Raw genomic sequence first — 21,340 nt, 5'->3', positions numbered from 1 at the left:
CCGCCTTCTTTCCTCTGGCTCAGGGCTTAACCGTGAACCGGAGATCGGAGATATCGCTCTCAATCGAAATAACCTTCCCGCTATAGGCGATATTAACGTCTCCGTTTGTATCAATGCTGGCCGCAGTGATTGTACCCGTACCTTCAATGACAGGATGCTTCATTGCCAACTGATGGATAATGTCGATGTCTTTCCCTGTTATCTTTTCCGAGAGATAGTAACGGTAGATTGTCGGTACGGTGGCGCCACCCTGATTGTTCACGGTCATATAGAGCCAGACGCTGTCAGATAATTTATAAACGCGTTGAAGTGCATCGTTATTTCGCTGATTAGGCTGGTGGTTTAGCCACATAAATCCAATGACCAGAGCCAGAAGCGAAACCGTAACAAGGCGATGAATCCATTTAGTAGCCGTTTTGAATGGCATAGTCTTTTCCGTCATGGGGGGAACTGAGAATATTCGCGGGGATAATAGTTATTTGTGCAGTAAAAATCTGAACAGATAGTGTTCAGATTTTCCTAATCACAGCAATGGATTAAGTGACACAACAGCCATAAAAAAAGCGGGTCAGTTTCCTGACCCGCTTTTTGTCGCCTTCAACCGATTAAATCAGCTTCAGCGAAATCCAGTACAAACCGCCAGACAGCAGGATGGATGCCGGAAGGGTGAACACCCAGGCCATCAGAATGTTGGTTACGGTTTTGCGCTGCAGACCGCCACCGTCAACAATCATGGTACCTGCCACGGACGAAGAGAGTACGTGGGTGGTGGATACCGGCATACCGGTGTAGCTCGCCAGACCGATAGATACCGCCGCCGTCATCTGCGCGGACATACCCTGCGCATAGGTCATGCCTTTCTTACCGATCTTCTCGCCGATGGTGGTCGCCACACGGCGCCAGCCAATCATCGTGCCGATACCGAGCGCCAGCGCGACCGCCATGATGATCCAGATTGGCGCGTACTCAATGGTGTTGAGCATATCGCCTTTCAGTTTCTTCAGGAGACGCTGGTCGTCAGCATTCACGTCAGGCAGCTTCGCCACTTTATCCGTCACATCAGAGATGCACAGCATAATGCGACGCAGCTGACCACGCTGCTCAACGGTCAGTTTGTCATAACTTTCGATATTGCCCAGCATGCCTTTGGCACGTTCCAGCGCGTTAATCGCGTTTGCCGGATGGCAGTGGAATTCGCCTGGCGCAGTCGTGGCCCCGGCTTCCGGAGACGGAATCAGCTGGTCAACGCCGGTCGCTTTTTTCAGCAGCTCAGGGTGCTGCTGGAAATAGGTTTCAACGTTGTTGACCGCATCGCGAGTACGGGTGATTTCGTAGCCGGAGGCGTTCATATTAACCACGAAGCCTGCCGGAGCAACGCCAATCAGTACCAGCATCACCAGACCAATGCCTTTCTGACCATCGTTCGCGCCGTGTGAGAAAGCCACGCCGATAGCGGAAATGATCAGGGCGATACGCGTCCAGAATGGCGGCTTTTTCTTGCCGTCTTTCTTTTCACGCTCTGCTGGCGTCAGGTGAATACGGGAGCGTTTTTTAGTATTGCTCCAGTAACGACGCAGGATGAAGATCAGCCCGCCTGCCACCACCAGACCCACGATTGGGGAGACGATGAGAGAGGCAAAGATCCCCAGTACTTTCGGGATATTTAACGCATCAACAACCGATGTACCGGTCATGAGGGCGTTGGTTAACCCGATACCGATAATCGCGCCGATGAGGGTGTGAGAACTGGATGCAGGCAGGCCGAAATACCAGGTACCGAGGTTCCAGATAATTGCAGCAAGCAGCATTGAGAACACCATAGCGAGGCCATGGCCAGAACTTACGTTAAGCAGCAGATCCGTTGGCAGCATATGCACAATGGCATACGCAACGCTCAGTCCGCCCAGGAGGACACCAAAAAAGTTAAATACCGCCGCCATAACAACCGCAAGCTGCGATCGCATTGCGCGAGTGTAGATAACCGTCGCTACTGCGTTTGCAGTGTCGTGGAAGCCGTTGATCGCTTCGTAAAACAGTACAAAAACCAGAGCAAGCAATAATAAAAGCCCGGTATGTAAATCCAGGCCGGCAAACAAATGTAGCATAGGACGTTACGCCATTTTGAGGACATGAACGCGGCGCATTATCCAGGACAAATGCGCAACGGGCAAAGTGAAATATAGACTTTTTTTGACATACCACCTGATTTGAGAAAAGTGCCTGAAAGGATATTCTTTAAATTTCAAGGGAATGGCTTTGTAATATCTTTTTACGCTGGTGTGACCACAGAGGAAACTTTACAATCCGCGGCAGTTAACAAAGAGGGTTTTGACGTGGAAAGGTTTGATGCCGTGGTAATTGGCGCCGGTGCGGCGGGTATGTTTTGTGCGGCGATGGCCGGACAGGCGGGTCGTCGCGTGCTGCTGCTGGATAACGGTAAAAAGCCAGGCCGTAAGATCCTGATGTCCGGCGGCGGGCGCTGCAACTTTACTAACCTGTATGTTGAACCCGCGGCCTATTTGAGCCAAAACCGTCATTTTTGTAAATCTGCGCTGGCGCGTTATACCCAGTGGGATTTTATCGACCTGGTCGGTAAGCACGGTATCGCATGGCATGAGAAGACGCTGGGCCAGCTGTTCTGCGACGACTCCGCGCAGCAGATTGTCGATATGCTGGTGGCCGAGTGCGAGAAGGGCGGCGTCGTCATGCGCCTGCGCACGGAAGTGCTGGAAGTCGCCCGCGACGACCAGGGCTATACGCTACAGCTCAACGGTGAAACCGTCAGCGCCGATAATCTGGTGATCGCCAGCGGCGGCCTGTCCATGCCGGGTCTGGGCGCTTCCCCGTTTGGCTATAAGATTGCCGAACAGTTTGGCCTGAAAGTCTTGCCCACGCGCGCCGGGCTGGTGCCGTTCACGCTGCATAAACCGCTTCTCGAACAGCTTCAGACGCTGTCTGGCGTGTCTGTTCCCTCCGTCATTACCGCCGAAGACGGGACGGTGTTCCGCGAAAATCTGCTCTTTACCCATCGCGGTCTCTCCGGCCCCGCGGTACTGCAAATCTCCAGCTACTGGCAGCCGGGGGAGTTTGTCACGGTTAACCTGCTCCCGGACTGCGATCTCGACGCGTTCCTTAACGAGCAGCGTACCGCGCACCCGAATCAGAGCCTGAAAAACACGCTGGCAATGCAGCTGCCGAAGCGTCTGGTGGAGTGTTTGCAGGTGCTGGGGCAAATCCCGGACGTGTCGCTCAAGCAGCTTAACAGCCGCGAGCAGGAGATGCTGGTAGAGACCCTGACAAACTGGCGCGTGCAGCCAAACGGCACGGAAGGCTACCGTACGGCGGAAGTGACGCTGGGCGGGGTCGACACGAATGAGCTCTCTTCCCGCACCATGGAAGCGCGCAACGTGCCGGGGCTCTATTTTATTGGCGAAGTGATGGATGTGACCGGCTGGCTCGGCGGGTACAACTTCCAGTGGGCATGGGCAAGTGCCTGGGCGTGTGCTCAGGCGCTGGCTGAAGACAAGTGACATCAGCGCGCTGCCACTCGTCGCGGTTGGCTTTACGGGCTGACGGTGGTGACGTCCGTCACGGCCAGAATATTGCTCGCGGCCACGGTCCCCATCCTGATATATGATGCTGCGGTAACGCCGCCAATATGCGGTGAAATGACCACGTTTTCTACGGATTGCCAGAGGTGCGGCGTCGTCAGCGGCTCGTGGGGAAAGCTGTCCAGCGCTGCGCTGTGCAGCGTGCCATCCCGGAGCGCTGCCAGTAATGATTCACTGTGGATCAGTCCACCGCGTGCCGTATTGACCAGAATAGCGTTCCGCTTGCAGTGTGCAAGCGTCTGGCTATTGATCATCCCCCGGTTCTCATCGGTTAGCGGACAGTGCAAAGAGATAACATCGGAACGGGAAAGAAGCCCGGTCAGCGTTTCTGCGCGTTCGCACAGGGCAGGCATGGACTTAGCATAGGGATCGTAAGCCAGCACCTTCATGCCGAATGCGTGGCCAATATTTGCCACGCGCGAGCCGATAGCGCCCAACCCGATTAGCCCCAGGGTTAATCCCTCCAGCTCAATGGATTTATGCGTTGCCTTATCCCAGTGCCCGTCCCGCAGCCGCTTGTCCAGAGGCACCACGGACTTTGCGCAGGCGAGGATCAGCGCCCAGGTATGTTCAGCCACTGCCGCTGCGTTTGCGCCTGGTGCAGCACGGACGGCGATATTGCGCTCGGCTGCTGCCGTCTGGTCTATCGCATCGATCCCGCTTCCGTGCTTGGAAATAACCTGCAGAGCCGGGGCAGCATCCATCACTTTCGCGGTGATCCGGCCGTAACGAACCAGAATCGCCACGGGATTGTGTCGTTCACACAGCGCGATCAGGTCATCTTCTGTGGGCTGGCGGCCTGCAAACACCACTTCAAAGCCCTGCAACATCACCATGGCCTGCTCCGCCAGGTCGCTTCCGGTAACCAGAATTACGTCTTTGCCCCCCATCACAGCGTCTCCCCGTCAGCTAACATACCTGCCTTACGAAGTGCGTCATCAAGCCAGTGTGGACGTAAATCACCTTCACGGATGGCGGCAAGACGCCGGGTCTCCATCTCCAGCTTTTCTTTTGCCAGCGCGATGACCTGCTGAACCTCATCACGCGGGATGACGACCACGCCGTCGATATCCGCGACAACCAGATCCCCGGCCTGAACCGTCGCCCCGGCGACTGAAATGGGATGATTAACCCGGCCAGAAATTAACTTTGTCGGGCCGCAGGGATTCAGACCGGCAGAAAAGACAGGGTAGTGGCCTTTGCTCAGGGAATCGGCGTCACGTACAGCGCCGTCAATAATGATGCCCGCAATGCCGCTCGCCTGAGCCTGAGTGGCCATGATTTCGCCAAGCAGCGCGCAGCTCAGGTCGCCTTTGCCATCGACGACCAGGACATCGCCGGGTTGCGCCACCGCCATCGCGGCATGAATCGCCAGATTATCACCCGGACGGACCTCAACGGTGATGGCCGGGCCCGCAACCGACATATGTGGGGCCAGCGGTTTGATGCGGCCATGAAGCGTACCGCGGCGACCGGCCACGTCGGCCAGAATGGCGGCCTGATACTCGGCAGCCCGACGAACGTCCTCGGCAGAAACGCGTTCGAACTGGCGATTAATCGGTTTTTTTTCAGAAACGGACATGAATGCCTCCATATTGTTTTACTAGGTACAGCGCAGGTGTACAGAACAAAACAACTATAGCGGTATTGCTTTCCTTTTAGCCAGACCCGAGGTGGCGTTTGTGATGTAAACACGAAGTGACTCACAAAATTTGAGGTACACTCACTGCCGGGCTAACAAGGAGATAATGATGGGGAATGAAGGCGTTGTAGCGGTTGAAAAAGCGCTGGCTTTACTGGATTGCTTCCGTCCTGGGGATGAGAGCCTGACGCTGACCGCGCTGGCACAGCTGTCGGGTTATCACAAAACCACGGTTTACCGCTTGATGAATTCTCTTGAACGGATGAATTACGTCGTCAGGCATGAAGACGGCAATTATGCGCTTGGCCCACGTCTGCTTTACCTCGGCAAGCTTTATGAACAATCTTTCCATCTTTCACGAGTGGTTCAGCCAGAGCTTCAGGCGCTCTCTCTGGCGTCTCAGGAGAGTGCCAGCTGGTATGTGCTGGAGGGCGGGCAGCGCCTTTGTCTGTTTCGCGCTGAAGCATCGCACGGCCTGCGACACAGCAATCTTCCCGGCAGCCAGTTCCCGCTCGATAATTCGGCCATCAGTAAGGTCTTACGCCATTGGGGGCTCAATGAGAGCCTGCCGGAGGGAGACGCTGACCTTCCTTTCTACACGTCAGGCGCACGCGATCCCCACACCGCGGCGTTTGCGATGCCCGTCTTCGGCGTTCATGACAAGCTGGTTGCGGCGTTAGCCCTGACCGGCCCCATCTCACGGCTGACGGAAGATCGTCGTGAGAAGGAGATAGGTCCGTTGATGAAGGCGGCGGCCAGCCGTCTGTCGCAGAAAATGGGAGCCAGTAAGCCCTTCTGTCAGCAGTTCTTTGGTGAAACGAGCGACGCGGCGGAAGAAAATCTATAATCGCAGAAGCGGGACGAGTATCCCGCTTCTGTCATCATTAATGCGTGACCTGTTTTTCGTGTAGCTGAGCGTTGCGGGCCTGCCGTCCCATAATGAGCACCGCGATACCCCCGGCCAGGCACAGCGCGGCCAGCGGAAGCATAGCCAGCGTGTAGCTGCCCGTCCGCTCGCTGATCATGCCGTAGGCATTTACCATGACCGCCCCGCCAATCAGGTTCGCGATGGCGCCAATCGCGGCCAGCCCCGCCGCCGCCGAGGAGCTGCTCATCCAGCCGGATGCCAGCGCCCAGAAAGGCCCTTTCATAGAATACGCGCCTGTCAGGATAATGCTCAGGATCACGATAGTGGCAAAGAGCGAGACGCTTACAAAGGCAGCGAACACGCCGGCGGCAATCATGAACAGCGTCAGCGCGGTATGCCAGCGGCGTTCGTTGGTGCGATCGGAGTGTCGTCCCCAGACAATCATCAGAACCGATGCCAGACCGTAAGGAATGGCGTTAAGCAGACCTGTCTCAAGATTATCGAGATGGAAGGATTTCAGCAGTTGAGGAGACCAGACGCTGATGGTAGTGCCCGCGGACGATGCGCCCGCGTAAATCAGCGCCATCAGCCAGATCTGACGATGCTTCAGCAGCTGCCACGTCGTCTGGTGTCCGATGTTCTTTTGCTGGCTCCGCTCGGTCTCAAGCGTGGTTTCCAGCCACTTTTTCTGTTCAACACTGAGCCATTTCGCCTGATGAGGGCGATCCCGGAGAATAAACCAGGCCGCAATACCCAGCAGCACCGCAGGTAAGCCTTCAATAATGAACAGCAGATGCCAGCCGCGAAGACCCAGCCAGCCATCGAGCGACAGTATCAACCCGGAAAGCGGGGAGCCGATGAAGTTAGCGAGCGGGATGGCGACCATAAAGGACGCAATAATGCGCGCGCGGTAGCGGGAAGGGATCCACCAGGTCAGATACAGCACAACGCCGGGGAAGAAGCCTGCTTCCGCTGCCCCGAGGAGAAAGCGGACGATATAGAGCGAGGTGGTATTTTGAACCAGCGCCATGCCCATGGAGACAATGCCCCAGCTGATCATAATGCGCGGGATCCACAGCCGGGCGCCGACTTTCTGCATGGCCAGATTACTGGGTACCTCAAACAAAAAATAGGCCACGAAGTAAAGGCTGCTGGCGAAGCCAAACGCCGCTTTGCTGAGGCCAAGGTCCTCATTCATCTGCAGCGAAGCCATGCCGATATTCCCGCGATCGATAATCGAGACCAGGTAACTGACAATCAGAAACGGGAGAATACGCCAGATCACCTTCCGCATCGTCTCTCTTTCTATGTCCTCGGTGGCGGTCGCGCCGTTACGTAAATGTTCTGTCATTGTATCCTCGCAGGGTGTGTTCTTTGTTTTATTAGGTACAACTTAGTTTTATTAAACAAAACCACTATAGCGACGGCGCGTTCTTTTTATCCAGTTAATGGAAGGTTTAAATGGTGTAAATAAGAGGTGACTCACAGATAGTGCGCTCTGGATATCGCTTACAGCTGCTGACCAACCGCAAACGGGACGGGCTGGTAGGGAAATAATCACGCAACGCAATTATTGCACCAACTTTTCTGCTCCGTTCAACTAAGCTTCGACCAGATGCCCCGCCGCGTTAGTGGGGCCATATTCCTTTTGGTCGAGCACGCATCATGCAGCTACTCAGTATTATTATTTTGCTTACCCTAACCGTGGTGATTCATTCGCTGTGGATGTTTGGCGTTTTAAAATTCATTACGTTAGAAGTCGATTCTGCGGTACGCATTGTTTTACGCAATGTCGGTATCGTGATCTCTATGATTTTCGCCCATCTCCTGGAAGCCGGGCTGTTTGCTGCGTTTTATTTTGTCATCGACGCGTTTAATGACTGGAATACCAGCTTCTACTTTTCGCTGGTGAGCTATGCGACGGTAGGGTACGGCGACGTCACGTTGCCCCAGCACTGGCGGCTCATCGGCGGGGTGGAAGGGCTGGTGGGCGCGTTGATGGTAGGCTGGTCTGTGGCGGTTCTGGTGGCGGTGCTGCAGCGTTTGCGCGGCATGAGCGCTTAAACGGCAGATGCACGATCCCCGTCTGGTAAGGTAAAGTACCCCTCCTTGCGCGGCCAGATGGCTGCGATTTTGAGGGCGAAGAGGCTGATTAACGGCCCGCCCTTTTCTGTTCCTGGTTTACGCCAGTTTGCATGGTGTTGTGTTTTGTCTGCCAAAAGGGTTTTGTATGTCTGCTGCTCATCTCGGTTTCCCGACGGAAACCGTTGTTGTCTTTGTGGTGATGGCCGTTGGGGCGATGTTTATCGACCTCTTTATGCACCGTCACGATAAACCTGTTTCGCTGAAAAGCGCGGCGATGTGGTCCATCTTCTGGGTCATGATGGCGATGGCCTTCGCCGGATTCCTGTACGTTCACCACGGCGCCGAGATGGCGAGCCTGTTCCTCACCGGCTATGCGCTGGAAGAGGTGCTCTCCGTCGATAACCTGTTTGTGATGATGGCGATCTTCGCCTGGTTCGGCGTGCCGGATAAGTACCGTCACCGCGTGCTCTACTGGGGCGTGCTGGGGGCGATTGTCTTCCGCGGTATTTTCGTGGCTATCGGCACCAGCCTGTTAAGCCTGGGGCCGTACGTTGAGGTGATTTTCGCGCTGGTCGTTGGCTGGACGGCGGTGATGATGCTCAGACGTAATGAAGAGAGCGACGAAGTGGAAGATTACTCGGGTCATCTCGCCTATCGCCTGGTGAAGCGCTTCTATCCGGTCTGGCCGAAAATCAGCAGCAATGCCTTTATTCTGACGCAGAAAGAGGTGGATGCGGAGCTGGAGAAGCCGGAAAACCAGGACGTGATGGTCGGCCGCGTGAAGAAGGCGAAGCGCTATGCGACACCGCTGTTGCTTTGCGTGGCCGTCGTTGAGCTCTCTGACGTGATGTTCGCGTTTGACTCCGTGCCGGCCATTATTGCCGTGAGCCGCGAACCGCTGATTATCTACAGCGCCATGATGTTCGCCATTCTTGGCCTGCGTACGCTCTACTTCGTGCTGGAAGCGCTGAAGCAGTACCTGGTACACCTCGAGAAAGCCGTGGTGCTGCTGCTGTTCTTCGTGGCGTTCAAGCTGGGGTTAAATGCCACCGACCACTTCTGGCATCATGGTTACAGCATTGGCGCGACGGCCAGCCTGTTTGTGGTACTAGGCGTGCTGGCGCTGGGGATTATTGCGAGCGTGATGTTCCCGGGAAAACGTGAGGCCTGATGTACCGCTTTTCTCCCTCTCCCTCTCCCTGTGGGAGAGGGCCGGGGTGAGGGCACCAGAGCGCACCTAACCCTTAATCGGTGAATTCCGGCGCTTGCGCGGCGGGTGGAAGTGCCGCCAGTGCGGATCCTGCGCCGCCGCCAGCAGCTCGTGGTCGCCGCGGGTGTCTCCCCAGGCGCGCAGGTGATAGGCGTTCAGATCGCCATACACTTTTTCAAGCCTTGCCACCTTCTGGGCGCAGCGGCAGTTGTGGCCCGTGATGCGCCCTGTCAGCTTGCCATCTTTCACTTCCAGCTGCGTGCCAATCAGCTTAATGCCCAGTTTGTCAGCCCACGGCTGAAGCACCAGCGCCGGAGAGGCGGAACAGATGGTCACCTCCGCACCGGAATTCACCTCAGCCGCCACCGCCAGAACCCCTTCGGGACGCATCAGCTTGTTCCAGTATTTTTCGCAAAAGGCTTCCGCCTGCTGGCGCAACCAGTGTTCATCCACGCCCGTCAGGAACGTTTTGATCAGCACTTCCTTTAGCTCATCGCGCGTCAGCTTACGACGCACGCAGTGGAGCGTGGGCAGCGCCATACGCACCAGACGACCCGCGAAGTAACGTTTCCCGAAGGCAAAGCGCAGGAAAGGAATAAAGCTGTCGTGGTGCGTTAATGTCCCATCAAAGTCAAAGACAGAGAGCACGCTGGATTTCGCCACCGTCTCGTCGGCAATCATATTGGTCATAAATACGTCTTAGCTGAAATACACATTCTGTGGATCAGTTTACCTGCTTTACCAGGACAGTCCTTACATCACCACCATTTTTTCTCGATCTTGCGATCTCAAAGTGAGTCCATTTTTGGCCTCGATAAGAATTGGTGAAAAAACGATCTGTCTATATTATCGCCACATCGCACGATATTTAGGGGAACCCTTTGGCCCCCACAGGGAAGGAAAAACTCACTCACTACCTCTTTCTTGATATGACTCTTAGATCGCTTATTTCAATCCTCACGTTAAGTTTTGCTTCGTTTTCTGCAATGAGTTTTCAACTTCCCGCGTCGATGTTATCGATGAACCATGAACTGGCAGTATCGCCAGCGAAATCTGCCCTGAAGCATCAGGCAACGGATCCGCTGCGCTCGCGTATTCTCGATCCATACCAGAAAGGGGAAATCACCCGGTAACCGCGGGGCGGAATCACGCATTGCGGCGCGCAGATTGCTCCATTCCGCCCGACGTGTTGCGGCAAGTGATGCCTGACAACATTAAATAATGTCATCCACGACGCCGCCGTCGACGCGTAACGCCGCGCCGGAGGTGGCGGAGGCCTGTGGCGAACAGACATAAATCACCATATTGGCCACCTCTTCAACCGTGGCCGCGCGCTGGATCACCGAGCTGGGGCGGTTGGCCATCACAAACTCTTTCGCCAGCTGCTCCAGCGATTTGCCGGTTTTTTCGATTTCATCTTTCATCATCTCTGCAAAACCGTCCGACATCGTCGGGCCTGGCAGTACGCTGTTGACCGTCACGCCGCTCCCTGCCACGAACTTCGCCAGCCCGCGCGCCAGCGAGAGCTGTGCCGTTTTGGTCACGCCGTAGTGGATCATATCCGCCGGGATATTGCAGGCCGACTCGGAGGAGATAAACACCACGCGTCCCCAGCCTTTCTGCACCATGCCCGGCAGCAGGGCGCGGGACAGACGCACGCCGGACATCACGTTGGTCTGCCAGTAACGCTCCCAGGTTTCATCGTCGGTGGCATAGAAATCCTGCGGGCCGTAAATCCCGGCGTTGTTAACCAGAATATCGACGTTATTCGCCACCTTCAGCAGCGACTCGACCCCTTCCGCCGTGCTGAGATCGGCAATCGCGGCGCGCACCTGTACGCCCGGCACCACCTGCTGCAGCTGCTGAATGCCTTTGTTCACCGATTCCGTGCTGCGGCCATTGACGATCACCTCGGCACCGCTTTCTGCCAGCCCTCTGGCAATGGCGAACCCGATCCCGCCGGTTGAGGCGGTCACCAGCGCCACTTTCCCCGTAAAGTCGATTTTCATCATCAGCTCCTTATCGTTTTAACGTTCGGACCTTAAAGCGTAGCAGGTGAGGATGACGGCTCCTGGCTAAAAAGGCGCAGCAGCGTCTCCACCTGCTCGTCAAGCGGGGCGAGGGAGCGCTTTACAATCAGGTGAAGCGGCGTTGCTCTGCGCGCACCGTGGCTCAGCGGCAGGCGTTTCAGGACGCCTTGATCCAGCTGGGTCTGGATGCGTTCCTCTGGCAGCCAGCCGTAGCCGACCTGAGAGAGGACGGCCTCTATGGCGGCATCGATGGTGGAGAAGGTCCACGACTCACTGGCAGCACGTGCGGCGGGCTGGCTGTCCGCAATCTGGATAAGCGGCCACGGGCGCAGCATCTCATCATTTAGCGGCGCGTCGAGGTGAAAGAGGGGATGCTGGTGATGGGCCACGGCAACAAAGTCGATATTCATCAGCCATTCGCCGAGCCCGGTAATGTCCTGGCGGCGGGTTAAGATCATCACATCGGCTTCGTCGTTAATGGCGTCGGCGCGGGTGTTTTCCAGCACTTCGGTAAGTCGTACCTGGGTCTGCGGATACTGCTGCTGGAACTGACGCAGGATAGCGAACAGGCGGCGGCGCGGGAAAATGGAGTCCACCACCAGATCCAACCGCGTGCGCATCCCGTTGCGAAGGGTCGCTGCGCGCGTCTCAACATACGAAAAGGCTTTCAGCAGCGGTTTAACCTGGTTGAGCAGAAGCTCACCGGCCGGGGTTAACACCGCCCGTCGCCCCTCCGGGACCAGCAGCGCCACGCCGAGCCGCTCCTGCAGCAGCGACAGGTTATAGCTCACCGAAGACTGGCTGCGGTGGGTTTCTTCTGCGGCTTTGGCAAAGCTGCCCGCTTCCACCACTCGTTCCAGTAAGGACCATTGTTCCAGCGTCGTCTTATGCATGATTTATCTAAAATCTGGATGAATTTGATTAAAACATAGCGTTATTCATCCATTTTTTGAAGGGGTACGATCGTCTCATCAAAACAAAGGAGACATCTTATGAACACCTTCGACAAACACGACTTAAGCGGCTTCGTTGGCAAACACCTTGTTTATACCTACGACAACGGCTGGAACTACGAGATTTACGTCAAAAATGAGACGACCCTGGATTACCGTATTCACAGCGGTCTGGTGGCAAACCGTTGGGTGAAAGATCAGCAGGCTTACATCGTGCGGGTAGGGGAGAGCATCTATAAAATTTCCTGGACCGAGCCAACCGGTACCGACGTCAGCCTGATTGTGAACCTGGGCGACAAACTGTTCCACGGCACCATCTTCTTCCCGCGCTGGGTCATGAACAACCCGGAAAAAACCGTCTGCTTCCAGAACGACCATATTCCGCTGATGAACAGCTATCGCGATGCGGGCCCGGCGTATCCAACGGAAGTGATTGATGAATTTGCCACGATCACCTTTGTGCGCGACTGCGGCGCAAATAATGAAATCGTTATCGCCTGCGCCGCCAGCGAATTGCCGAATGATTTTCCTGCTAATCTTAACTAAGCGCGACAGTTGAATGCGCGACAATTGATATTAATAGAAAGTTCCCGGAGGATGACGGAATTCCCGCCCAAACCTCCGGGATTTTTATTTTGGTTGAGTATTCATTTACTTTTCTTATAATTTTAATGTAAACAAAATGAAATAGTAGAGTAATCGCTGTGAGTCCACACACAAAAAAACAAAAAAATAGTTAGAATGACTATCTTGCTGTTGTAAAACGATTTTCTATCCTATTTTATGTGCTGTTTCCCTTCTGCTCTTCGCCTGTCTTAATTTTTTCCTAAGAAAACGACGCTACTTTTGCTTCAGTTGATGGTTTGTTGACATAACTGTTATAGCGACTTAATTTTATTTGGTCTTTATTTAATAACCATCTTGCATGATCCCATTGAGCTGCCCATTACGACAGCGCAGTAAAAGATGACGCCTTTAATACAGCAAGGAAATTAATAATGAGTGATTTTCTGCCTTTTTCGCGACCGTCGATGGGCGCTGAGGAAATTGCGGCGCTTCAGGACGTTTTGATGTCGGGCTGGATCACCACGGGGCCTAAGAATCAGGAACTTGAAGAGGCATTCTGTCAACTTACCGGGAATCAGCATGCGATTGCCGTCTGTTCAGCCACCGCGGGTATGCACGTCACGCTGATGGCGCTGGATATTGGCCCGGGCGATGAAGTCATTACCCCTTCCCAGACCTGGGTCTCCACGCTGAATATGATCGTGTTGCTGGGTGCCACACCGGTCATGATTGATGTGGACAAAGATACATTAATGGTGACGCCAGAAGCCGTTGAAGCCGCCATTACCCCGCGTACCAAAGCCATTATTCCCGTTCATTATGCCGGCGCGCCGTGTGAAATCGACGCTATCCATGCCATCGGTGAACGTCACGGTATTCCGGTTATTGAAGATGCGGCCCATGCCGCCGGAACGTACTACAAGAACCGTCACGTGGGCTGGAAAGGGACGGCGATTTTTTCCTTCCACGCCATTAAAAATATGACCTGCGCGGAAGGCGGCTTAGTCGTCACGGATAATGCCCAGCTGGCACAGCGGATCCGCAGTCTGAAATTCCACGGCCTTGGCGTAGACGCCTATGACCGCCAGACGCACGGTCGTGCGCCGCAGGCGGAAGTGATCGCGCCGGGCTATAAATACAACCTGGCGGACATTAATGCCGCGCTGGCGCTGGTGCAGTTAGGTAAACTGAAAGAGGCCAACAGGCGCCGCCAGGAAATCGCTGAACGCTACCTGCGGGAGCTGGCCGATACGCCGTTCCAGCCGCTCACCATTCCGTCATGGCCGCACGTGCACGCCTGGCATCTGTTTATTATTCGCGTTGATGAAGCGCGCTGTGGGATCTCACGCGACAACCTGATGGCGGCGCTGAAAGAGAAAGGCATCGGTACCGGCCTCCACTTCCGCGCGGCCCACACCCAAAAATACTACCGCGAGCGTTTTCCTGAAGTATCGCTCCCGAATTCTGAATGGAATAGCGCGCGTATTTGTTCCCTCCCTCTTTTCCCGGATATGACTCATGACGACACAACCCGTGTCATTACCGCACTCCATCAGCTTGCAGGACATTGATATGTTCAGTGCACCGCCTGTACAAAAAGTTTCCGTGGTCATCCCGGTTTATAACGAGCAGGAGAGCCTGCCCGAACTGATCCGCCGTACAACGGCCGCCTGTGACACGATGGGCAAGGCTTACGAAATTCTGCTGGTGGATGACGGCAGTAGCGATAATTCCGCACTGATGCTGACCGAAGCCGCGCAGGCTGAAGGCAGCCACATTGTGGCCGTGCTGCTCAACCGCAACTACGGCCAGCATTCGGCGATTATGGCGGGGTTTAGCCACGTCACGGGCGATCTGATCATCACCCTGGATGCTGACCTGCAAAACCCGCCGGAAGAGATCCCGCGCCTGGTTGCCAAAGCCGATGAAGGCTATGACGTGGTTGGCACGGTACGTCAGAACCGCCAGGACAGCCTGTTCCGTAAGCTGGCGTCACGCACCATTAACCGCCTGATCCAGCGCACCACCGGTAAAGCGATGGGTGACTACGGCTGCATGCTGCGCGCCTACCGCCGCCATATTGTCGACGCCATGCTGCATTGCCATGAGCGCAGCACCTTCATTCCTATTCTGGCGAACACCTTTGCCCGCAAGGCAACGGAAATCCCGGTTCTGCACGCCGAGCGCGAGCACGGGGAATCGAAGTACAGCTTTATGCGTCTCATCAACCTGATGTATGACCTCATCACCTGCCTGACCACCACGCCGCTGCGTCTGCTGAGCGTGTTCGGCAGCATCATCGCCGTGGCCGGTTTTGCGCTGTCCGTTCTGCTGGTGGTACTGCGACTGGTCTTTGGCCCGCAGTGGGCGGCGGAAGGGGTCTTCATGCTCTTTGCCGTGCTGTTTATGTTCATCGGCGCCCAGTTTGTCGGGATGGGCCTTCTCGGTGAATACATTGGCCGTATCTATAACGATGTTCGCGCGCGTCCGCGCTACTTTATTCAACGTGTTGTCCGTCAGGAACACAAAGCATCTCAAGAGGAAATTCACCCATGAAAGCTGTTGTATTTGCCTATCACGATATGGGGTGCACGGGCACGCTGGCCCTGCTGGAAGCGGGCTATGACATTGCGGCAATCTTTACCCATCCGGACACCGCCGGAGAGAATAACTTTTTCGGCTCCGTGGCGCGTATCGCCGCCGAGCGTGGGATCCCGGTTTATGCGCCGGACGACGTAAATCACCCGCTGTGGGTGGATCGCATCCGCGCGCTCGCGCCTGACGTGATCTTCTCGTTCTACTATCGCAACCTGCTCTCCGACGAGATCTTAGGCCTGGCTGCAAAAGGTGCCTTTAATCTTCACGGCTCTCTGCTGCCGGCCTACCGTGGCCGCGCCCCGCTGAACTGGGTGCTGGTGAACGGTGAAACGGAAACGGGCGTGACGCTGCACCGCATGGTGCACCGTGCGGATGCGGGCGCTATCGTGGCACAGCAGAAGGTCGCTATTGATGCGGACGAAACTGCGCTGCAGCTGCATCACAAGCTGAACGCGACGGCACAGACGCTGCTGCGTGATGCACTTCCCGCCATCCTCAGCGGCACCTTCAGCGAAACCGCGCAGGATGAGAGCAAGGCAAGCAGCTTTGGTCGCCGTACGCCGGAAGATGGTCGTCTGGACTGGAACAAACCGGCCCGCCAGCTGCACAACCTGGTGCGCGCCGTGACCGACCCGTGGCCGGGCGCGTACAGCTTTGCTGGCGTTAGCAAATTTATCGTCTGGAAATCCCGCGTGCGTGACGATATTCCCGCCGCTAAACCGGGCACCGTCGTCTCTGTCTCCCCGCTGATTGTGAGCTGCGGCGAGCAGGCGCTGGAGATCGTCACCGGACAAACCGACAACGGCCTGTACGTTCAGGGCACACAGCTGGCTCAGTCTCTGGGCCTGGTGACCGGGGCGCTGATCACCAGCGCACCGGTTGTAGCCATCAAACGCCGTACCCGCGTGCTGATCCTCGGCGTAAACGGCTTTATCGGTAACCACCTGACCGAGCGTCTGCTCAAAGACGATAACTACGAAATCTACGGTCTGGATATCGGCTCTGATGCGATCAGTCGTTTCCTCGACAACCCGCGTTTCCACTTCGTGGAAGGGGATATCAGCATCCATTCCGAGTGGATCGAATATCACATTAAAAAATGCGACGTGGTGCTGCCGCTGGTCGCCATTGCCACGCCAATCGAGTACACCCGTAACCCGCTTCGCGTGTTCGAGCTGGACTTCGAAGAGAACCTGAAGATCATCCGCGACTGCGTGAAATACGACAAGCGCATCATCTTCCCGTCCACCTCTGAAGTGTACGGCATGTGTACCGATAAGAACTTCGACGAAGACACCTCCAACCTGGTGGTCGGGCCGATCAACAAACAGCGCTGGATCTACTCCGTCTCCAAACAGCTGCTGGACCGCGTGATTTGGGCCTACGGTGAGAAAGAAGGTCTGCGCTTTACCCTGTTCCGTCCGTTCAACTGGATGGGGCCACGTCTGGATAACCTGAACGCGGCGCGTATCGGCAGCTCCCGTGCGATCACCCAGCTGATCCTGAACCTGGTGGAAGGCTCACCAATTAAGCTTATCGAAGGCGGGAAACAGAAACGCTGCTTTACCGATATCAGCGACGGTATCGAAGCGCTGTTCCGCATCATCGAGAACAAAGATAACCGCTGCAACGGTGAGATCATTAACATCGGTAACCCGGACAACGAAGCGAGCATTCGCGAGCTGGCCGAGATGCTGCTGGCCAGCTTCGAGCGTCATCCGCTGCGCGATAAGTTCCCGCCGTTTGCCGGTTTCCGCGAAGTGGAAAGCAGCAGCTACTACGGTAAAGGGTATCAGGACGTTGAGCACCGTAAGCCAAGCATTCGCAATGCGAAGCGCTGCCTGAACTGGACGCCGACGGTGAAGATGGAGCTTACCATTGATGAGACGCTCGATTTCTTCCTGCGCACCGTGGAGCTGTCGGAACAGGACTCATGAAAAAAGTCGGTTTACGCATTGATGTCGACACCTTCAGGGGAACGCGTGACGGCGTACCCAAACTGCTGGAACTGCTGAGCAAGCACGGTGTGCGTTCCAGCATTTTCTTCAGCGTGGGGCCTGACAACATGGGACGCCATTTATGGCGTCTGGTTAAACCGGCATTTCTGTTCAAAATGCTGCGCTCGCGCGCAGCATCCCTCTATGGCTGGGATATTTTGCTGGCCGGCACCGCCTGGCCCGGCAGACGCATCGGCGCGGGTAATGAAGCGATTATCCGCGAGGCGGCTCAGCATCATGAGATTGGCCTGCATGCCTGGGATCACCATGCCTGGCAAGCCTGGGCAGGCGTCTGGGACATCCCGCGCCTGTCCCGTGAGGTCGAGCGGGGGATGCTGGAGCTGGAGGCCATTACCGGTCAGCCCGTGCGCTGCTCTGCCGTGGCGGGATGGCGTGCGGATCAGCGCGTCGTGAAAGCCAAAGAAGCCTTCGCGTTTCGCTACAACAGCGATTGCCGCGGAACCGGACCCTTTTTGCCGCTGTTAGGCGAAAATCGCTACGGTACGGTGCAAATTCCGGTCACGCTTCCCACCTGGGATGAAGTGGTCGGACGCGAGGTAAAGGCGGATGAGTTCAATCGCTACATTCTGGACCGCATTCATCGTGACGCCGGTACGCCGGTGTATACCATCCATGCCGAAGTGGAAGGGATTGCGTATCAGCATGATTTCGACGAACTGCTGACCATGGCCGCTCAGGAGGGCATCGAATTCTGCCCGTTGAGCGAGCTGCTGCCAGACGACCTCAGCACCCTGCCCGTGGGCAAAGTCGTACGTAATGAACTGGCTGGCCGGGAAGGCTGGCTTGGCTATCAACAAACCGTGAGTCCGGTCCCATGAAAACAGCCCGTTATGGCTTAGCGCTTCTCGCACTGTTTATCGTTTACTACCTCATTCCTGTCGATGCCCGCCTGCTGTGGCAGCCTGATGAAACGCGCTATGCGGAAATCAGCCGCGAAATGCTGGCCTCCGGAGACTGGGTTGTCCCGCATTTTCTGGGGCTGCGTTACTTTGAAAAGCCGATCGCTGGCTACTGGATCAACAGTATCGGGCAGATGCTGTTCGGGCACACCAACCTCGCCGTGCGCGCCGGTTCCATATTCTCTACAGGGGTAGCGGCGCTGCTGGTCATCTGGATGGCCTGGCGTCTCTGGCGAGATAAGCGGACTGCCATTTTCTCTGGCCTGATCTTCCTGACCCTGTTCCTGGTGTATGGCATCGGCACGTATGCGGTGCTGGATCCTGTCATCACCCTGTGGCTGGTGGCGGCGATGTGCAGCTTCTGGCTGGCCTCACAGGCGCAAACCGTTGCCGGAAAAGCGGGTGGCTATGTGCTGCTCGGGCTGGCCTGCGGGATGGGGGTGATGACCAAAGGCTTCCTGGCGCTGGCGGTACCGGTGATTGGCGTGCTGCCGTGGGTGATCGCCCAGAAGCGCTGGAAAGAGGTGCTGATTTTTGGCTGGCTCGCGATCCTGAGCTGCGTGCTGATTGTTCTGCCATGGGGGCTGGCCATTGCGCAACGTGAGCCTGACTTCTGGCGTTACTTCTTCTGGGTTGAGCATATTCAGCGTTTCGCCCAGAGCGACGCGCAGCACAAAGCCCCGTTCTGGTACTACATACCGTTCCTGATTGCGGGTAGCCTGCCGTGGCTGGCGCTGCTGCCCGGCGCGTTTCGTCTCGGCTGGAATGACCGACAAAACGCGGGTGGCGGGTTCTATCTGCTGGGATGGGTGGTGATGCCGCTGCTGTTCTTCAGCATTGCCAAAGGCAAGCTGCCGACTTACATCCTGCCGTGCTTTGCCCCGCTGGCGATCCTGATGGCGCGCTATGCCTGCCTCGCGGCGGAGAAAGGTGCCAGAGCGTTGCGCATTAACGGCGGGATTAACCTGGCGTTTGGCGTTATCGGCGTGATAGCGGCACTAGTGGTCTCGCCGTGGGGACTGTCTAAGCATCCGGTCTGGACCTCGGTCGAACTGTATAAAGTCTTCTGCGCGGTGGTCGCGTTCCTTATCTGGGCCGCGGTAGGCTGGTTTACGTTCAGGCAGAGTCAGCAGCGCTGGTGGCTGGCGGCACTGTGCCCTGCGGGGCTGGCGCTGCTGATTGGTTTTGCCATTCCTAACCTGGTGGTGGATTCCAAACAGCCGCAGTCGCTGGTCGACACCGTGCGCGAGCCGCTTCAGGACAGCCGATTTGTTCTGGCCAATAACGTGGGCGTGGCCGCTGGCCTGGCGTGGGAGCTGAAGCGCAATGACATCACGCTGTTTGGTCAGAGCGGCGAGCTGCGTTACGGGCTGGATTATCCTGATGTGAAAGATCGTTTTGTCGGTAGAGATGACTTCGCGCAGTGGCTGGCAGAGCACCGTCAGCAGGGACGCGTATCGCTGGTTATCCTGCTGTCAAAACGCGATGACCTTTCGCGGGCTAATCTGCCAGAACCGGATAGCCTGTATATCCAGGGCCGTCTGGCCTACCTGCAGTATCTGCCGAAGTGATGACCTGGATCTGGCTGATACTGGCAAGCCTGCTCAGCTGCGCGGGACAACTGTGTCAGAAACAAGCCACCCGTCCGGCGAAAGCCGGGCGGCGTGGGGCGCATATTGCGCTGTGGCTTGGCCTGGCCCTGCTGGCGCTGGGCAGCGGGATGCTGGTCTGGCTGGTGGTGCTGCAACGCCTGCCTGTCGGCATTGCCTACCCTATGCTGAGCCTCAATTTTGTCTGGGTGACGCTGGCGGCGAAGGTATTCTGGCGTGAAACCGTCGCGTTGCATCACTGGCTGGGGGTGGGGTTGATCATCGTTGGGATTGTTATCCTGGGAGGGAGCCTGTGAAAGGAGCGTTTTGGGCCTTATGCAGCGTGCTGTTAGTCAGCGCCGCGCAGCTGTTGCTGCGAGACGCCATGCTGGCACTGCCACCGGTCAGCGATGTTCTGGCGCTGATTTCCGCGCTGTGGCACTTCTCATCCGGCACGGGCGCGCTGCTGCTGGGGTTGATGGGGTATGTGGCCTCTATGGGCTGCTGGTATCTGGCGCTGCATCGTATGGCGCTCAGCAAAGCCTATGCCTTGCTGAGCCTCAGTTATATTCTGGTGTGGGGCATCGCGATCCTGCTGCCGGGCTGGGAGGAGCATTTTTCCTGGCACGGGCTGGCGGGGGTCGGGTTTATTATTCTGGGTGTGTTAGTGATTTTTCTGCCCCGAACGTCCCAACGTGAATAATCGACTCGTTGGTCAGGGTATAAGGGGTCGATGTGCAGACGGCAAGGCTCAGCGAGCCGACCTGTAACTGACTGACCGCATGTGTCTGCGCAGTGCTGTCGATGCTGACAATCTGCCAGGCACTGCCGCCACGCTGTTTCACAATCGCTTCTTTCCGTGTCCAGATACGCCAGAACGCAGAAAGCCGTTCCTCGGGCGCTTCACGCTCCAGCTCATCATGCTCTGTCACGCTGAATACCGCATTAGCCAGCGCCTGCCAGTTCTTCCTTGGACGAATCACTTCGATATCACAGCCGACTTCGCCTTCATCGCTCATCAGTAAGGCGATATCGTCACCGCTGTGGCTCAGGTTGAACCACAGTGGATGACCCTTCGCAAAGGCTGGTTTCCCCTGCTCACCGTAAATGATGTCGGGGAGCGGGTTAGGGGATAACGTTCTGGCGAGCAGCGTCCTCCCGGCCAGCCAGGAGGCATGTCGGGCACCCTGAGGTGCCCTGTGTGCGAGCGTTGACGCCAGCGGGTCCGCGCTAAGGGTGGAGATCTTTCCCAGTACAAACTGGTACATAG

General features: G+C 56.4%; 21 protein-coding genes. 12 read left to right on the top strand and 9 right to left on the bottom strand.

What is annotated here, in order from left to right:
- Positions 1-19: 19 nt before the first annotated feature.
- Together GXP72_RS21520 and pitA are read right to left on the bottom strand one after the other, a co-directional pair.
- Positions 20-427, bottom strand: coding sequence for a hypothetical protein (locus GXP72_RS21520; protein ID WP_048991533.1), 408 nt, complete (start codon positions 425-427; stop codon positions 20-22).
- Between the two features lie 178 nt (positions 428-605).
- Positions 606-2,105 (bottom strand): inorganic phosphate transporter PitA, encoded by a 1,500-nt coding sequence (pitA, locus tag GXP72_RS21515; protein ID WP_008503116.1) that lies wholly within the window; start codon positions 2,103-2,105, stop codon positions 606-608.
- 228 nt (positions 2,106-2,333) lie between these two features.
- On the opposite strand from pitA, the gene GXP72_RS21510 reads away from it, so the two are divergent.
- Positions 2,334-3,530 (top strand): NAD(P)/FAD-dependent oxidoreductase, encoded by a 1,197-nt coding sequence (locus tag GXP72_RS21510; RefSeq protein ID WP_208763325.1) that lies wholly within the window; start codon positions 2,334-2,336, stop codon positions 3,528-3,530.
- Between the two features lie 32 nt (positions 3,531-3,562).
- Here the strand turns inward: GXP72_RS21510 and GXP72_RS21505 are convergent, their stop codons facing one another.
- Both GXP72_RS21505 and GXP72_RS21500 read right to left on the bottom strand, forming a co-directional pair.
- Positions 3,563-4,501 (bottom strand): NAD(P)-dependent oxidoreductase, encoded by a 939-nt coding sequence (locus tag GXP72_RS21505; RefSeq protein WP_208763932.1) that lies wholly within the window; start codon positions 4,499-4,501, stop codon positions 3,563-3,565.
- On the bottom strand, positions 4,501-5,193 hold the full coding sequence (locus tag GXP72_RS21500; RefSeq protein ID WP_023345059.1) for a ribonuclease activity regulator RraA: 693 nt from the start codon (positions 5,191-5,193) through the stop codon (positions 4,501-4,503). Before GXP72_RS21500 ends, GXP72_RS21505 begins: the two co-directional genes overlap by 1 nt.
- 169 nt (positions 5,194-5,362) lie before the next feature.
- Here GXP72_RS21500 and GXP72_RS21495 point away from each other — a divergent pair, with 169 nt between their 5' ends.
- Positions 5,363-6,100, top strand: a complete 738-nt coding sequence (locus GXP72_RS21495) for an IclR family transcriptional regulator (RefSeq protein WP_133295478.1) — start codon at positions 5,363-5,365, stop codon at positions 6,098-6,100.
- 37 nt (positions 6,101-6,137) lie between these two features.
- On the opposite strand, the gene GXP72_RS21490 is transcribed toward GXP72_RS21495, so the two are convergent.
- Positions 6,138-7,472: an MFS transporter gene (locus GXP72_RS21490; protein WP_208763324.1), complete on the bottom strand. Its 1,335-nt coding sequence runs from the start codon at positions 7,470-7,472 to the stop codon at positions 6,138-6,140.
- Positions 7,473-7,786: 314 nt separating this feature from the next.
- Here GXP72_RS21490 and GXP72_RS21485 point away from each other — a divergent pair, with 314 nt between their 5' ends.
- Together GXP72_RS21485 and GXP72_RS21480 are read left to right on the top strand one after the other, a co-directional pair.
- A complete protein-coding gene (locus tag GXP72_RS21485; protein WP_024908850.1) occupies positions 7,787-8,185 on the top strand; it encodes a potassium channel family protein in 399 nt (132 codons plus the stop codon).
- A 166-nt stretch (positions 8,186-8,351) separates the two neighbouring features.
- Positions 8,352-9,377, top strand: coding sequence for a TerC/Alx family metal homeostasis membrane protein (locus tag GXP72_RS21480; protein ID WP_024908851.1), 1,026 nt, complete (start codon positions 8,352-8,354; stop codon positions 9,375-9,377).
- A gap of 66 nt (positions 9,378-9,443) precedes the next feature.
- On the opposite strand, the gene GXP72_RS21475 is transcribed toward GXP72_RS21480, so the two are convergent.
- From GXP72_RS21475 to GXP72_RS21460, 3 genes are all read right to left on the bottom strand, one after another.
- Positions 9,444-10,106 (bottom strand): HAD family hydrolase, encoded by a 663-nt coding sequence (locus GXP72_RS21475; RefSeq protein WP_024908852.1) that lies wholly within the window; start codon positions 10,104-10,106, stop codon positions 9,444-9,446.
- 524 nt (positions 10,107-10,630) lie between these two features.
- Complete coding sequence (locus GXP72_RS21465; protein WP_021242161.1) at positions 10,631-11,425, bottom strand: SDR family NAD(P)-dependent oxidoreductase; 795 nt, start codon at positions 11,423-11,425, stop codon at positions 10,631-10,633.
- Between the two features lie 32 nt (positions 11,426-11,457).
- Entirely contained in the window at positions 11,458-12,339 is an 882-nt protein-coding gene (locus GXP72_RS21460; protein WP_208763323.1) for a LysR family transcriptional regulator, read from the bottom strand.
- Between the two features lie 99 nt (positions 12,340-12,438).
- Here GXP72_RS21460 and GXP72_RS21455 point away from each other — a divergent pair, with 99 nt between their 5' ends.
- The 8 genes from GXP72_RS21455 to arnF all read left to right on the top strand — a co-directional run bounded on the left by GXP72_RS21455 (position 12,439) and on the right by arnF (position 20,773).
- The gene (locus GXP72_RS21455; protein WP_208763322.1) at positions 12,439-12,945 is read left to right on the top strand and encodes a phenolic acid decarboxylase; all 507 of its coding nucleotides are present in this window, start codon (positions 12,439-12,441) and stop codon (positions 12,943-12,945) included.
- Positions 12,946-13,397: 452 nt separating this feature from the next.
- The gene (gene arnB, locus GXP72_RS21450; protein ID WP_061716347.1) at positions 13,398-14,537 is read left to right on the top strand and encodes a UDP-4-amino-4-deoxy-L-arabinose aminotransferase; all 1,140 of its coding nucleotides are present in this window, start codon (positions 13,398-13,400) and stop codon (positions 14,535-14,537) included.
- A gap of 1 nt (position 14,538) precedes the next feature.
- Positions 14,539-15,522, top strand: coding sequence for an undecaprenyl-phosphate 4-deoxy-4-formamido-L-arabinose transferase (gene arnC, locus GXP72_RS21445; RefSeq protein ID WP_023333737.1), 984 nt, complete (start codon positions 14,539-14,541; stop codon positions 15,520-15,522).
- The gene (arnA, locus tag GXP72_RS21440; protein WP_208763321.1) at positions 15,519-17,501 is read left to right on the top strand and encodes a bifunctional UDP-4-amino-4-deoxy-L-arabinose formyltransferase/UDP-glucuronic acid oxidase ArnA; all 1,983 of its coding nucleotides are present in this window, start codon (positions 15,519-15,521) and stop codon (positions 17,499-17,501) included. The genes arnC and arnA overlap by 4 nt, the downstream gene beginning before the upstream one ends.
- A complete protein-coding gene (gene arnD, locus GXP72_RS21435; RefSeq protein ID WP_024908858.1) occupies positions 17,498-18,400 on the top strand; it encodes a 4-deoxy-4-formamido-L-arabinose-phosphoundecaprenol deformylase in 903 nt (300 codons plus the stop codon). The genes arnA and arnD overlap by 4 nt, the downstream gene beginning before the upstream one ends.
- Positions 18,397-20,052, top strand: a complete 1,656-nt coding sequence (gene arnT, locus GXP72_RS21430; protein WP_208763320.1) for a lipid IV(A) 4-amino-4-deoxy-L-arabinosyltransferase — start codon at positions 18,397-18,399, stop codon at positions 20,050-20,052. Before arnD ends, arnT begins: the two co-directional genes overlap by 4 nt.
- Complete coding sequence (gene arnE / locus GXP72_RS21425; protein WP_032645411.1) at positions 20,052-20,387, top strand: 4-amino-4-deoxy-L-arabinose-phosphoundecaprenol flippase subunit ArnE; 336 nt, start codon at positions 20,052-20,054, stop codon at positions 20,385-20,387. Before arnT ends, arnE begins: the two co-directional genes overlap by 1 nt.
- Positions 20,384-20,773: a 4-amino-4-deoxy-L-arabinose-phosphoundecaprenol flippase subunit ArnF gene (arnF, locus tag GXP72_RS21420; RefSeq protein ID WP_208763319.1), complete on the top strand. Its 390-nt coding sequence runs from the start codon at positions 20,384-20,386 to the stop codon at positions 20,771-20,773. Before arnE ends, arnF begins: the two co-directional genes overlap by 4 nt.
- On the opposite strand, the gene acpT is transcribed toward arnF, so the two are convergent.
- A complete protein-coding gene (gene acpT, locus GXP72_RS21415; protein ID WP_208763318.1) occupies positions 20,721-21,338 on the bottom strand; it encodes a 4'-phosphopantetheinyl transferase AcpT in 618 nt (205 codons plus the stop codon). The genes arnF and acpT overlap by 53 nt on opposite strands.
- Between the last annotated feature and the right edge of the window lie 2 nt (positions 21,339-21,340).

The organism is Enterobacter sp. SES19 (assembly GCF_011765665.1).
Taxonomy (GTDB): Bacteria; Pseudomonadota; Gammaproteobacteria; order Enterobacterales; family Enterobacteriaceae; genus Enterobacter; species Enterobacter pseudoroggenkampii.
Note: the sequence above shows the minus strand (reverse complement) of the source record. Positions and strands in the feature narration are given on the sequence as shown.

Coding starts and splice junctions, on each gene's coding strand:
- GXP72_RS21475 (WP_024908852.1), bottom strand. CDS start 10,106: ATGACCAATATGATTGCCGACGAGACGGTGGCGAAATCCAGCGTGCTC.
- arnT (WP_208763320.1), top strand. CDS start 18,397: ATGAAAACAGCCCGTTATGGCTTAGCGCTTCTCGCACTGTTTATCGTT.
- GXP72_RS21505 (WP_208763932.1), bottom strand. CDS start 4,501: ATGGGGGGCAAAGACGTAATTCTGGTTACCGGAAGCGACCTGGCGGAG.
- arnC (WP_023333737.1), top strand. CDS start 14,539: ATGTTCAGTGCACCGCCTGTACAAAAAGTTTCCGTGGTCATCCCGGTT.
- GXP72_RS21500 (WP_023345059.1), bottom strand. CDS start 5,193: ATGTCCGTTTCTGAAAAAAAACCGATTAATCGCCAGTTCGAACGCGTT.
- arnD (WP_024908858.1), top strand. CDS start 17,498: ATGAAAAAAGTCGGTTTACGCATTGATGTCGACACCTTCAGGGGAACG.
- GXP72_RS21485 (WP_024908850.1), top strand. CDS start 7,787: ATGCAGCTACTCAGTATTATTATTTTGCTTACCCTAACCGTGGTGATT.
- GXP72_RS21465 (WP_021242161.1), bottom strand. CDS start 11,425: ATGAAAATCGACTTTACGGGGAAAGTGGCGCTGGTGACCGCCTCAACC.
- pitA (WP_008503116.1), bottom strand. CDS start 2,105: ATGCTACATTTGTTTGCCGGCCTGGATTTACATACCGGGCTTTTATTA.
- acpT (WP_208763318.1), bottom strand. CDS start 21,338: ATGTACCAGTTTGTACTGGGAAAGATCTCCACCCTTAGCGCGGACCCG.
- arnA (WP_208763321.1), top strand. CDS start 15,519: ATGAAAGCTGTTGTATTTGCCTATCACGATATGGGGTGCACGGGCACG.
- arnE (WP_032645411.1), top strand. CDS start 20,052: ATGACCTGGATCTGGCTGATACTGGCAAGCCTGCTCAGCTGCGCGGGA.
- arnB (WP_061716347.1), top strand. CDS start 13,398: ATGAGTGATTTTCTGCCTTTTTCGCGACCGTCGATGGGCGCTGAGGAA.
- GXP72_RS21455 (WP_208763322.1), top strand. CDS start 12,439: ATGAACACCTTCGACAAACACGACTTAAGCGGCTTCGTTGGCAAACAC.
- GXP72_RS21495 (WP_133295478.1), top strand. CDS start 5,363: ATGGGGAATGAAGGCGTTGTAGCGGTTGAAAAAGCGCTGGCTTTACTG.
- GXP72_RS21460 (WP_208763323.1), bottom strand. CDS start 12,339: ATGCATAAGACGACGCTGGAACAATGGTCCTTACTGGAACGAGTGGTG.
- GXP72_RS21490 (WP_208763324.1), bottom strand. CDS start 7,472: ATGACAGAACATTTACGTAACGGCGCGACCGCCACCGAGGACATAGAA.
- GXP72_RS21520 (WP_048991533.1), bottom strand. CDS start 427: ATGCCATTCAAAACGGCTACTAAATGGATTCATCGCCTTGTTACGGTT.
- GXP72_RS21480 (WP_024908851.1), top strand. CDS start 8,352: ATGTCTGCTGCTCATCTCGGTTTCCCGACGGAAACCGTTGTTGTCTTT.